We start from the raw sequence: 13,652 nt of genomic DNA, 5'->3' as shown, positions 1-13,652 counted from the left end.
ATGCCGGATACCACGACTGCATCTGTTTGTTCGAACGACATCGCGATAATTGGTATGGCCGCGCGCTTGCCGGGCGCACCGAACGTGGAGGCGTTTTGGCGGAATGTCCGTGACGGCGTGGAGTCCATTGTCAGTTTGGATGATGAGACGCTGCTTGCAGCGGGTGTGAGCCGGGCCGAGATAAATGATCCTGACTATGTAAAGGTCTGCCCACTCCTCGATGACATCGACAAGTTTGATGCGGGGTTCTTTGGCTTTAATCCGCGCGAAGCTTCGGTCATGGACCCTGCGCATCGCATATTTCTGGAAATCGCCTGGGCGGCGTTTGAGAATGCCGGCTATTCGGCTTTGCCAGGAGATGGTTCGGTCGGGGTCTGGGCCACGTCAGGCGCGCCGCTCTACCTGATGGAAAATGTCAAGACCCGTCCGGATCTGGTGCGCTCCATGGGCGATTTTCTCCTCCGCCATACTGGCAACGACATGAACTTTCTGGCGACACGCGTGTCCTATGAAATGGACCTGCGGGGTCCGAGTATAAATATTCAGACCGCCTGTTCATCGGCGCTTGTCGCGTTGCATATGGCAGCCCAGAGCCTGAACCAGAAAGAATGTGACATGGCCCTGATCGGGGGCTCTACAATTCTTGTCCCACATGGCCAGGGATATTTGTACAAGGAAGGTGAGATTCTCTCACCTGATGGCCATTGTCGTCCCTTCGATGCCAACAGCGCCGGAACAGTGTTTGGTAGCGGCGCAGGCGCACTTATTCTGAAACGTCTGGACGACGCGCTTGATGATGGCGATACAATTCATGCCGTTGTGAAGGGGTCGGCCATCAATAATGATGGTGCAATGAAGGTCGGCTATCTTGCCCCGGGCGTTGAAGGGCAGGCTGATGTGATCTCCGCTGCCCTTGTAGCCGCGAATGTCTCGGCTGAAAGTATAACTTATATAGAAACACATGGGACCGGGACCCTTGTTGGTGATCCGATCGAAGTGGAGGCTCTCAACGAGGCCTATAGTCGCCACACCAACAAGCGCGGCTATTGCGGCATCGGCTCGGTTAAATCCAATATTGGCCATCTCGGAGAGACGGCGGCGGTTGCAGCGCTGATCAAAGCCATAATGGCGCTCAAGAACCGTCAATTACCACCCAGCCTGGGGTTTGAAGCTCCCAATCCAGCCATGAACCTGGAGGACAGCCCCTTCTATGTGAATGACACACTGCAGGATTGGCAAACGGACGGCCCTCGGCGATGCGGCGTCACCGCGCTCGGCGCCGGCGGTACCAATTGTCACGTCATATTGCAGGAGGCACCGCTTGCCCTACCCGGCGAAAATGAACGAAGCCAGCAGCTTTTTGTCCTCTCGGCCAAGACTGAAACAGCGCTACAGGAAGCGGCCGGTAATCTGGCAATGGCCTTGGAGCAGGCCCCCGATATAGAGCTTGCCGATGCCGCCTACACACTCGCTGTAGGGCGCCGCGAGATGCCACATAGGCGCATTGTTGTCGCAGGTGACCGCGAGGACGCCATTGCCCGCTTGCGCGACACCCAACACAAGCTCACTGCCACCGCCAGGGCAGATGATAACCGACCCAATGTTGTTTTCATGTTTCCCGGTGGCGGCGCGCAGTATGCTGGCATGGGGCATGACCTTTACATGCAGGAAGAGGTCTATCGCGATGCGGTAAAGCAATGCCTGGACATTATAACGCCAAAGCTTGGCCGCGAGTTCGAACAGCTTTTGTATCCGCAGGCAGATGATGTCGAGAAGGCGACCCGCATACTTGAGCAGCCATCCCTGACGCTCCCTGCGCTCTTTACGACATCCTATGCGCTCTCATGCCTCTATGAATCCTGGGGGCTGCAGCCAGACGCCTTCATTGGGCACAGCATGGGAGAGTATGTCGCCGCATGTAAAGCCGGGGTCTTTACGCTGGAAGAGGCGCTCACACTTGTGATGCTGCGCGGTGAGCTGTTTGAGTGCATCGACCAGGGCAGCATGCTAAGTGTTCCACTATCAGAGCAAGACGTTCGCGCGCTCGCCCCTGCGGCACTCGATATCGCAGCTGTCAACGCACCCGATCTGTGTGTCGCATCCGGCCCGCGAGACGAGATTGCCGCGTTTCAACAAACACTGACGGAGCGCGAAATCGACTTCACACCGATCCGGATTGATGTGGCTGCCCATTCGCGCATGCTGGACCCGATCCTTGACCGGTTCAGGCAGGCCTGTCGAACGATCCGTTTCCAGCCGCCAAGGCTGCCCTTCGTTTCCAATCTGACAGGCGACTGGATCAGGCCGGATCAGGCGTGCGATCCAGAATACTGGGTCAATCATTTGCGTTCGACAGTACGGTTCGCAGATGGACTGGCTACGCTTCGTGCGCTCGGGGAGCCGATCCTGGTTGAAATGGGTCCGGGGCGCACCCTCTCCATGTTGGCGAAGGCGCAGGAAAAACCCTATCGCAGCGCTTTCAATACCGTTCGCCATCCACAGGAACCGGCACGTGATCTGGAATATGCACTTACCAGCTTTGGCAAGATCTGGGCTGCCGGCGCACAAGTTGACTGGCCGGAATTCTACAGTGCGCAGTTGCGCAATCGTATTCCATTGCCAACCTATCCCTTTGCGCGTGACTCCTATTGGGTTGAACCAGGACGAACCAGCAAGGATCCTTCTTCGCGGGAGTTGCTCAAGCGTGAGGACGTAACCGACTGGTTCGCGCAGCTCACTTACCGGGAATCGCCCCTTGTGCGCCGCCGTCAAACGGGTCTCCCGCGCAGATGGCTTGTTCTCAGTCATACGCCATCGCTCGCTAGCGAGATCAAACGCGAACTCGCTGACGAAGATGTGATTGTGGCCACTCCCGGCCGATCGCTCAGATGCACGGCCGACCGCGAGTGGGTTTTCGATTTCAACGATCCAGAACAGTATACCAGCCTTTTGCAAGACATCGACGAGCAGGGCGGACCGCCCGAGCATATTGTCTTCCTGGCGCAGGATAATCGCAGGAATGCGCGCAGTCACTCGGCGCGACAGGACCGGCTATTCATGCAGCCCACCTATCTGCTTCAGGCTCTTGGTGGGTCTTCGAACCCAGTGCAAGTGTCTATTGTAACCACAGGGCTTGCGAGCATCTGCGGTGAGAAAATTGACCCTTATCAATCGCTTGCCCTCGGACCTGTACTTGCCGCCCCACGAGAGCTCACGCATCTCTATGCGCGTTGCATTGACTTGCCCCGACAGTCACGGCTTGGGAGATGGGATCGTTCTGTCCTCGATCGACTGAAAGACGAGCTGCTGTGCGAGGCTGAAGACCCAGTTGTACTGCTCCGTTCGACGGGGCGTTGGGTGCGCGACATCGCACCTAGTCCGATCGCAGGACCAGAAGACCAGGACATGACGCCTGCAGACTGGCTGCGTGAGAACGGGGCTTATCTGATTACGGGCGGTCTCGGTGGCATCGGCTTGCAAATGGCGCAGCACCTGGCTTCCCTGAAGCCAGTAAAACTCGCCTTGCTTGCACGGACTGGCCTGCCACCTGAGAGCGCCTGGGACGAGATTGTTTCTGCAAAAATCGAGAGCCAGACTGCGCAGCGGATCAAAGCTGTCCGTGCCCTCCGGTCCGCTGGCGCGGACGTGATGGTCTTGGCTGGCGATGTCACCGATACCAGAAGTCTTTCGGCGGCTATCGGTGAGATAAGATCGGCATTTGGTCCTCTCAACGGCGTGATCCACGCTGCGGGCGAAATGGATGATGCCCCAGTCATGTCAAAAGACACCGCAATGATGCGTCGACTGCTCGGGCCCAAAGTGATTGGGACAATCAATCTGGACAACATCATCCAGGAGCAGCTGGATGTCTTTGTGCTCTTCTCTTCTGTGGCCTCTTTCCTCGGCCTGCCTGGGCAGGTGGACTACACGGCAGCGAATGCCTTTCTTGATGCGTTTGCTCACGCCCGCAACCAACGCGCGGCCGGTCGCTCGATCGTGATCAACTGGAATGCCTGGCGCAATGTCGGCATGGCTGCGGCCGTCCACCTTCGTCAGACAGGCGAGGCGCTTGCCAGCATGCCGAGCGCCAGCCCAGTCTGGGATGGCTACACCGAAATCGGGACCAACCGGCTTTATGTTCGCGATTTCAAGCGGGCTGATGACTGGGTCCTGAATGAGCATGTGGTCAAGAACGGGCAGGCGCTCCTGTCGGGCACAAGCATGCTTGAGCTCGCCCGTGCCGCCTTTGCTGATCTTTACCCCGGAGAACCCATCAAGCTCTCCAACCTCACATTCCTCGCGCCATTCATTGTGGCAGATGATAATCCCCGCCGTCTCAGCCTCCAGACGATACCAAATGGTCACGGCAGTATCCAAATCGCAATCCGCGATGGATCGAATCTCGACAGCACGCCCCTTGTGATTTGCGATGCTGCCATGCTCAGAACAAAACCGCCTGAACACCTTGATCTCTCGCAGGTTGCTGCACGATGTGATCAGGACAGATGGCATTCGCCTGACGGCTTCCTTGAGCAGGACTTCATGGATTTCGGGCAACGCTGGGCAAACATGAAATGCGCTGCGTTTGGTCAGGGGGAAGCTCTGGTGGAACTGGAATTGCATTCACAATTTTCCAGTGACCTCGATACATACGGCTTGCATCCGGCGTTGCTCGACATGGCAACTGGCGGAGTTCAAAAACTCATTCCCGGCGTAGACCTATCCAGGGAATTTTATGTGCCGTTGAGCTATGACAGCGTACAGATTTATGGCCAGATGCCCGCGCACGTCTTTAGCCATGTGAAGTGCTTGCCTGGGAGTGGTGATGGTTTAGCCTATTTCAACATCACCTTGACGGATGGTTCCGGCATCGTTTTCGCGGAAATCGCACGCTTTACGATGAAGCGACTGGCATCAGACGATGCCTTTGCCTCTGAGGCAAAGCCATCGCATGGCGCGGCTCACGCGTTGCGGGCAGGCAGGCTGGATGCAATTCTTGAGCAAGCCATACTTCCGCATGAGGGCGTCGAAGCATTTAACCGTATCATGGCGCAAGAGGGACTTGTGCAAACCATCGCTTCCTCGGTCGATGCCAGGCTCTGGCGCTGCCAGCTCGATGATGAACGCAAGAATGAATCTGGTAATGACGACACGCCGGACACTTTCGAGCGTCCACAGCTCTCCGCTGATTTCGAGGCCCCTCAGTCTCCTGCTGAAATCGAGCTGGCAGCAATCTGGTCAGAATTGCTCGGTGTGAAAAAGGTCGGCATCAGAGACGACTTCTTTGATCTGGGCGGCAACTCCCTGATCGGGGTCCGGCTATTCGCGGCAATTCGCAGGAAGCATGGCCTGTCCTTGCCACTCGCGACCCTGTTTGAAACACCAACCATTCGAGAGCTTTCATCCCTGCTGGCTCAGCGCGGGATAGGTGAGTCTCTATCAGCCGCTGACCAGGCCACTAGTTCGGTGGTACCGACGGAATGGTCGCCTCTGGTGCCGATGAAAAAAGGCTTGCCGGGCCTGCGTGGTATTTTCGCCATTCATGGCGCGCAGGGAAACATCATGAAGTTCAAGTCCCTGTCAGACCGTTTGCCGGACACCCGTCCGGTCTATGGAATTCAGGCGTATGGTACGGACGGCGTTCAGCAACCGCTGGATTCGATCCCTGAGATGGCCCGGCGTTATGTCGAAATCATCAAGACCGTTCAATCGAACGGCCCCTACACATTGGCAGGCTACTCAGGCGGCGGTGTAATTGCGTTTGAGATGGCGCAACAGCTCAAACAAGCAGGCGAGACCGCTGACCTGGTGATTATGTTTGATACGATCCACCCGCGCGCGGGCGATATTCCTTTCCGCCTGTCAGACCGTTTGAAGAACCTTCCACGCCTGCATCCCAGCATCGTTCGGGAGGCAATCGAAACCCGCCTTGAGAAGCTGCCGGTGATTGGATCCCTGATTCCAAAGCATAGCGGGCCACTGCACGAGGAAACCGAGCTCGAAGCTGCCAGCTGGCGCGTAAGCGATGCCTATCACCGGGCGCAAGACGCTTATTTCCCGCAGCCCTACGATGGTCAGCTTGTTATTGTGCGTGCACGCCGGACCAATCTGCGTTTCCTTCAGCTCGGCCGGTCTCTCGGTTGGGAACAGCATCTCTCCAAACCCTTCATCGAAATGGAGGTTGATGCGACCCATGCCACCATTTTCGATGAACCAGCTGTGTCCGACATGGCAGAAAAAGTCCGGTTGGTCTTGTCAGAATAAGCAAGGACGATCCCGATTGCATACCCGCCATTTCAACATGAGCGGTAGGTGGAATGAGTCCCAATCAAGAAAGTCAGATTGCCGGCGGCTGCGCGATTTCGAGTTCCTGGATATTGTGGACAAGGTGTCGTCGTCATGCATCCATTACCGTCGTGCGTCTGACCGGATGGTCTGGGAAGCCTGTCTCTTGGCATTGTCCGATATCGCATCCGAAATTTCCGAAAGCATGTCGAGCAACATACTCATTTCAGTCATTGCTTTTGCTCCCCATCAGGCTAGCGCGCGCATGCGATCATCTCAAATTCACAGTCTGCCGGATATCGATCCGGTCAGGCTATCTTTTTCCGGAGCCGAACGTCCCTTGCGCAGCTGGCAATTCTCTAGCGTTTAGGCCGAGCGTCTACCTTATGGAGTATGGTTCCTGCGGTCTCGCGAAGTTCCGTAGCCAGTAAACGCAACCGGGCCGACAAGGGGGATGTGGAGCGCCAGATCAGGGAAATTTGACGACTTGCGCGAGGATCGTTGATGCGTCTGACAATGAGATCAGGATCCCGTCGTGCTTCCGTCAGGGCATACAGGCTTGGAAATACGGCAATTCCAACACCCATCTCGGCCATCTGTCGGATTGCGTCCAGGCTTGTGCCTTCATATTCGGAATTCACATAAGCGCCTGATACCTCAGCCAGCGACTGGATAATAAGATTGAGGCGATGCCCATAGCCCAGTGTAAGAAGAGTCCGCTCACGCAGGTCAGCCAGTGAGATATCGCCCACCTTCTGTGCCAGTGGATCATCGGGAGCAGCGCAGATCCAAAGGTCTTCCTGGAACAGAAATTCATGGTCTACATCAGCGTGATCTTCAATTGTGGAGATAACCGTATCGAAAAGTCCATCGTGAAGATGGCGCTCAAGATCGATCGTGCGCTCTTCCCGCACGATCAGCCGCAAGTCCGGATGATCCAAATGAAGGTGACGCGTGACAGAGGGAAGAAGATATGCACCAATTGTCGGCAGAACCCCTAGCGTGATACGGCCCGTCAAGTCTTGCGCGTCGGCGCGTACCACAGCTTTGAGGTCTTCTGCATCCCTCAAGATCAGACGGGCTCGGCGGACCACTTCTTCACCAATGGGTGTCAAAAATGCCCGTTGGCGACCGCGCTCGATCAGCACGGCGCCAAGCTGCGCCTCCATCTCGGCGATCTGTGCCGACATGCTCGGTTGGCTGACATTCGTCACCTTGGCGGCTTCGCCAAATTTTCCTGTATCAGCAATCGCCACCAGGTACTGCATCTGTCTGAGTGTCGGTCTCATGAAATAGTTTTTTTCTATGGTTTTGAGATAATATGAATATTGGAACTATGGCATCTCTGGATGTATTTCAAGTCTGAGCCAGATGAATGGCTCGTTAAAAAGGAGACTGAAATGACAACCCGAGTGCCTCCATCCCGGATGAATGGGCAAGGTGGCCACACTGAGAATTTTCTTATGAACTCAGCGCTCGCCAGAAATGAAGACTGCCCGAAAGTCGCTGATCGGCGTCAATGGCGCAAGAGGCGAGACCGGCGGTACGCCAAGCAGCTTTGCGTGTAAGAATAGTCTCATGATTTCTGCCGCAGACTTTGTGATGTTGTTTCCCTGTCTCCCTCAAGCGAAACCGCAGCGCAGGGCCAAGCTCCCCCAGACCCGGTCCAACGCTGTTTCACAGCATGCGCCTGCGCGATCGCACGGGACCCTGCATCGTTAGGTGCAGCGATCTCTACCTCCCCCCGCCTGGCGTTCGCTTAATGTGCTGCCGGGCGGGGGCTCCTTTGTGACTTGGATCGCGAGGGTGAACTAGAATTCGCGGCCGACAAAAAATTTTCCCATGTAATCGTCGGATCCATCGGTGAGACCAGATCTGAATCCAACTTGCATGTAGATGCCGTTGCGCCATGTCGTCTTGACGACAGGACCAATCTGGTGCGCCTGGTCTTCCAGGCTCAGGAAGTTTTCGGAGTTTCCATATTCACTGAACAGCTCTGCTCCAAATCGCCACTTGTCGGCGTTGAATAGCGTAAGTGGCACAGCCTTTGTAATCTGGAGACGGCTTTGAAGGTCCGCTCCGTCAGTTCTCTGATTACCTGTCTCAAACCCCGCGATGATGTTTGCCCGCCACTCCCAGCTGCTTGCGAACCGGTCAGTCAGCGCCAGGCGAACATTGAACTCGTCGTCGGCGGTGCCATCGGCGAATGTGTAGGCAAGACGCAGGCCGCCATGAAAGCCTGCTCCATCACTTTGTTCCTCAGCCCATTGGAACCAGTTTTCGACTGTGAATCCAGAATAATCCCATGCTTCGCCGTCATCTCGCCTGAGCAACACAATTGCTCGCAACTGGTACCAATCAGAAAAAGCCTGTTCGTAGTGAATTCGGCTCTGTGCCAGACCTGTGTCATCAATACCAACGCGGAACTCGGCGGCCTGTTCGCCCGAAGTCACGCCTGCTGAGCCGACATTGCCCGTGAGGGACTGTGCGCTTGCAATTCCAGTCATCACGACAATTGAGGAACAACAAAAGATCAGTTTCGGTGCAAGGGACATTATTTGAATCTCATTCCTTTGAAACAGGGCCTGCTGCCTTCGCCAGGCGATCGGTTCTGAACCGTCACCTGGCTCACCCCGCGGCTTTACGCCAAGAAAATGTGCGGACAGGTCAAACGACCTGTCCGTGATTGGTCGATGATGAGGGCGCCTATTCTATGGGCGACAACAGCTCCGGTGCTGTCACGAGTGCGCGTACGCCATAAGAGGTCGTTTCATTGAATGTGTTGCCATTGGCCGCCCACTCATTGAGAGAGTTTATGTCGAGACGGGCACACATGGGCCGAACGCTCCAGGTCACCTGCAGTGGTGAACATGTTGACTGGTCAAAACTTGGACCGGTCGTCGATCCGCGGAAGACCACGGGTGTTCCGGTTCCTGACGGCAAGGCCTTTGGCTGGTGTACTCCATTGATGACGGTATTCTCGTACACATAGTCATTGAAATTGATCGCCGAAGTGTCATTCACCACGAGAAATGCTTGTGCTTCGACACGCAGCGTCGGATTTTCGCACGCATCATTCAGGCAGGAACCGAGTCCCTCTCCCGGCGAAACATCACATGACGAGTAGACCCAGTGCACTTCGATCGTGTCACCTGGCTTGACGCCCTTGAAGGCGCCTTCACCATTGGCTGGATCGGCCAGTTCGGCTTCAGTCAGTTCGGCGGTTTCATTGCATTGGTAGCCACCATATGCTCCGTCACCGGCGTAAACGCTAAAGCCTGGTGCCTTGTGTTCGGCATTTGTGTGAGAGTGAATATTGCAGAGATTGAGCGTTTCCGGCTCCGGCGCGATTGCGAACTTGATTGGGTTGAGACCGTCGGCGCTCGAAATGTCTCGAGGCGTTTGCGGCCCCGACCCAACGCACAGATCCGGCTTTGGAGAATAATTATCGGCCATGACCGTCTGAGCGCCCGCTTCGGCCGCCTCGGGTCTTGGCGTATCCGCGCTCTGAGGATCTGGTGTCGTGCAGCCAGCCGCTGATAGCGCAATAAGGCTCGCAGCTCCCGCCAGATAGATTGAACGAGGTGTCGAAGAAATCATTGGAACTACCCTTTATGAGCGGTCGAGCCGCTCGTTATTGATCGTCAAGATCTGGATGCGGGGCCGCTATAGTTCCAATCGTATAATTCAATCATATTGATATAAAAAAACTATGCTATAGCCATGATTTCAGCGCGCAATTGCATTCGGATTTCTCCGGATGTGCAGGCAAAATTTGCAGCGAAGCGACCTCGCAGAATCGGGCAGCATGTGCCTTATTCAGAGTGCCAATCGGTCGATAGAGCAGGTTATCGCTCCAGCTTTGCAAGTCATATGCTCAGGCGGTCCGGTGGCGTAGAACAGGTGAGGCATTTGGCCTCGACCATTGTTCAAAGTCTGGTCAGCAGCTTGAAAAGCAATCTCGCGAGAGATCATGAGACCTGACTTGGAGACAAGTGTACGGATTATAGTTTCGCTTCTTCTTTGCGCAGATAGACAGGGGTGCCGACCAGGAACCGTACTGTGTCAACGGTTCGCCAACTGTGCCTCGCGAAAGGCGCGCAGCTCAGCGCAGACAACACCAGAGAGGATGTAGAGCCCGATGAGGTTTGGCACCGAGAGGAGGAAGAAAAGGCTATCAATGATGTTGAGCACCGTCGTGACGTCTGCGATCGTGCCGAGAGGCAGTAGGACGCAGAATAGGGTGAGGTAGATCCGACGGATGAGCGGGCGCGGGCCGAAGAGATAGGCACAGATCTGAAGGCCGTAATAGCCGACAGCCAGTATGGTGGAAAAAGCAAAGAGGCAAACGGCGACAGCGAGAATCACCGGGAACCAGGGTGACACCGTGCCGAAGGCTGCCGAAGTCATGGCAATATCCGTGTGGCCATCCTGCCAGACGCCGGTAGTGACGATAACGAGTGCGGTGGCGGAGCAGACGATCACCGTGTCGATGAAGGGCTCCAGCAGGGCGACGAATCCCTCCGATGCTGGGTGGCGTGTCCTGGCGGCGGCGTGGGCGATAGAGGCGGCGCCGATGCCGGCCTCATTTGAGAAGACTGCGCGGCGCATGCCCGCGACGAAGGCCCCCATCAGGCCGCCAACAGCAGCATCAGGCGTGAAGGCCTCGATTATAATCGTTTCCAGTGCAGCTGGTATGGCGGTGAGGTTGGCCGCCAGCACGATGAGCGCACCGGCGAGATAGAGCCCGCACATAAGGGGCGTTAGCCTTGAAGTGATCCGCGCCAGGGAGGCAGCGCCGCCAAGGAGGACAATGGCCGCAAGGAACGCAATCAGCACGCCATAGCCGAGAGCGGCGGACGTATTTTGCTCCAGGCCAAGCACAGTGCTGACCTGGGAATAGGACTGGTTGACCTGCACGATCTGGATGAAAGCGACCAGGGCAAAGACGGCATAGAGCGTGCCAAGTACCTTGCCGAGGCGAGGCAGACCTTTCTCGGCAAGGCCGCGGCTAAGATACCACATCGGGCCACCTGAAACGCGCCCTGTCTCGTCGATTGTGCGATAGCGCACGGCAAGGACGACTTCCGCGAATTTGAGGCTCATGGCGAAGAAGCCGACCACGACCATCCAGAAGGCCGCGCCAGGCCCGCCCATGGCGATTGCAATAGCAACGCCCGCTATGTTGCCGAGACCAACCGTGCCTGAAAGCGCCGTGGAGAGCGCCTGGAAAGGCGTCATTTCACCCGGCGCAGTGGGGTCGTAATTCCGGCCCCGGAGAATGGAGAGGGATGTGCCAAAGCCGCGCAGGTTGAGGAAGCCTAGCCGGAGCGTGAAGAACACCATGCCCGCAAATAGCCAGAGGACGATCAGGTTTACCTCGACCCCGAAGACAGGGATCGCAGTGAAGACCACGCCGATCAGCCACTCTCCAAAAATCGAAAGGACATCGCGGAGGGCGTCCATCATATTGTCGGGTGCGGTTGGGTGTGGCGCGCAGGCGGAAAGCTAATCTGCGTCGCTGTACATGAGGGAGACCAGCACAATAGGCCCGACGTGCCACCTGCGTTGTCTTCGAGCGAGCAGTGGACAATTCCATCGTCAAACAGCGTCTTGGGAAGGGTCATGGGTGTCTCCCTCTTCTCAGAGGAGACTAGCAGCGATTGCGGCGACAGGCGATCCATGCAGGGACGGTGAGTTGCGTGATTGGGCCAAATTAGCTTCTGTGTCCGGACAGGCAGGGACAATTGGGAGCAATCCATTGCACGTGCCAGGTCAAATATTGTCCATCCAGGATTGGAGGGGGTGGCCTTCTAGGCGGGCGTGGATTTCGGTCCGGGATGTATCGGACTCGTCCTGTGCGGTCTTGAAGCGAGGCACGAGCGTGTCAATCTGGATTCGAAAACCGATGATGCCCTGAAGGAGCGTTTCGAAACGCGGACCGACCCGGTCGACGGTCCATCTTGATCCGGAGGAGGTTTCCATATGCGCGACAAGCGCTCGGACAGCGTCTTCGGTGAGGGTGTCGTCGAGGACAGTCGTGCCGGTAATCTTCAGGGAGACGAAATTCCAGGTGGGCGCCCATCCCGATTTGGATATCCAGCCGGGAGGAATGTAAGCGTGGGGCCCGAGAAAAAGGCAGGTGGTGCGCGGGTCTTTTGAAAGCTGAGAGACCAGGCGGCCTGAGCGCGGCAGGTGACCAAGCAGTGTCTTGGGCAGGTCCGCACTGTCTGTCTCCACCAGAAGCGGCATCAGGATCGCGTCGGCCGGCTCTGAATGGGGTACGATCCATGCGAGCGGGTTCTCTGCCGTGAAGCGGAGGATGTCAGCGTTAGGGACGTCTGCGAACCGAGCGCTCATGCGCGAAGGAATCTTGCCAGCCAGTCGGACGCATCCTGGATCGCGCGGCTTGCGCATTCCGAAATACTGACAGCTTCGAGGAAGGAATGGGTTGCCCCCCGGTAAACGACGGAGGAAACCTCGACTCCGGCAGTTTTGAGGCGATCAGCGAGTTCGATGTTCTGGTCGGCGAGAATATCGCATTCAGCAACGCAGAGATGCACCGGCGGAAGGCCTGTGAAATCAGCCAGCAGAGGGCGAGCATAAGGATCGTCAATCGTCGGCTTACCAAGATAATTGATCCAGAAGTCGAGCATCTCATCAATGTTGAGCATGTAGGGTTCGCCATCATAGCGCGTGTAGGACGGACGCGGTTCGGTATCTAGGGCGGCATAATTGAGGAGAAGGGCGGCAGGGAGATTCTCGCCGCGATCCCGCAGACGCAGCGCGGTCGAAAGCGCGAGGTTTCCGCCCGCAGAATCCCCGCCGATCGCTATGCGGTCAACCGAGAGGCCGTACACGGTGCCATTTCTGCGTAGCCAGTGGATACAGGCATCAACATCGTCCAGCGCACGAGGAAAGCGGTGTTCGGGTGAGAGGGAGTAATCAAGCCCGACAACAGCGCAGCCTATTCGCTCGGCATATTCGCGCATCAGCCGGTCATGGGTGTCGATACTGAACAAGGTCCAGCCGCCTCCATGAAGGTAGATCAGCGTGCCTTTGCCCGCACCAGCGGCCGGAATGTAAATGCGGGCGCGCACGCCATCGGGGGCGACCTGAACCATGCGGGTTTCCGCCATGTCCGGTCCTCCGCTCGCCCATGGAGCACGCACTTGTTCGGCAATTTCCCGCTGGCGGGTAATGTTGGTGGGCGGGGCGACAGTGGACAGGGCAGCAAAGTCCGCGCTCGTGCGCTCGATAAAGCTGCGCACGTCGGGATCTATGTCATCTGCGCGGGACAAAGGCGAAACGCTCATATGAAAATGCTCTTCTGTGGATGTAGGCTGCTGGGCGTTCCCGCCCAGGAT

The 13,652-nt window shown here is 56.8% G+C and carries 7 protein-coding genes and 1 pseudogene; 2 read left to right on the top strand and 6 right to left on the bottom strand.

Annotated features, from left to right (window positions below; translation table 11 throughout):
• Together ACQ66M_RS00850 and ACQ66M_RS00845 are read left to right on the top strand one after the other, a co-directional pair.
• Positions 1-1,107 (top strand): annotated as a pseudogene (locus ACQ66M_RS00850) (beta-ketoacyl synthase N-terminal-like domain-containing protein); the annotation flags it as partial.
• Between the two features lie 18 nt (positions 1,108-1,125).
• Positions 1,126-6,264 carry an SDR family NAD(P)-dependent oxidoreductase gene (locus ACQ66M_RS00845; protein WP_430405108.1) on the top strand — a complete coding sequence of 1,713 codons (5,139 nt, stop codon included), beginning with the start codon at positions 1,126-1,128 and terminating at the stop codon, positions 6,262-6,264.
• 380 nt (positions 6,265-6,644) lie between these two features.
• On the opposite strand, the gene ACQ66M_RS00840 is transcribed toward ACQ66M_RS00845, so the two are convergent.
• From ACQ66M_RS00840 to ACQ66M_RS00815, 6 genes are all read right to left on the bottom strand, one after another.
• A complete protein-coding gene (locus ACQ66M_RS00840; RefSeq protein ID WP_350170882.1) occupies positions 6,645-7,574 on the bottom strand; it encodes a hydrogen peroxide-inducible genes activator in 930 nt (309 codons plus the stop codon).
• A gap of 522 nt (positions 7,575-8,096) precedes the next feature.
• Positions 8,097-8,840, bottom strand: a complete 744-nt coding sequence (locus ACQ66M_RS00835; protein ID WP_430401398.1) for a hypothetical protein — start codon at positions 8,838-8,840, stop codon at positions 8,097-8,099.
• A gap of 151 nt (positions 8,841-8,991) precedes the next feature.
• Positions 8,992-9,741, bottom strand: coding sequence for a delta-class carbonic anhydrase (locus tag ACQ66M_RS00830; protein ID WP_430401397.1), 750 nt, complete (start codon positions 9,739-9,741; stop codon positions 8,992-8,994).
• Between the two features lie 609 nt (positions 9,742-10,350).
• Positions 10,351-11,751 carry an alanine/glycine:cation symporter family protein gene (locus ACQ66M_RS00825; protein WP_430405106.1) on the bottom strand — a complete coding sequence of 467 codons (1,401 nt, stop codon included), beginning with the start codon at positions 11,749-11,751 and terminating at the stop codon, positions 10,351-10,353.
• Positions 11,752-12,060: 309 nt separating this feature from the next.
• Positions 12,061-12,645 carry an FMN-binding negative transcriptional regulator gene (locus ACQ66M_RS00820; RefSeq protein ID WP_430401396.1) on the bottom strand — a complete coding sequence of 195 codons (585 nt, stop codon included), beginning with the start codon at positions 12,643-12,645 and terminating at the stop codon, positions 12,061-12,063.
• Positions 12,642-13,601: an alpha/beta hydrolase gene (locus ACQ66M_RS00815; RefSeq protein ID WP_430401395.1), complete on the bottom strand. Its 960-nt coding sequence runs from the start codon at positions 13,599-13,601 to the stop codon at positions 12,642-12,644. Before ACQ66M_RS00815 ends, ACQ66M_RS00820 begins: the two co-directional genes overlap by 4 nt.
• Positions 13,602-13,652 lie beyond the last annotated feature (51 nt).

The organism is Hyphomonas sp., assembly GCF_965284475.1.
GTDB lineage: Bacteria > Pseudomonadota > Alphaproteobacteria > Caulobacterales > Hyphomonadaceae > Hyphomonas.
This window is presented reverse-complemented; position numbering and strand designations above follow the sequence as displayed.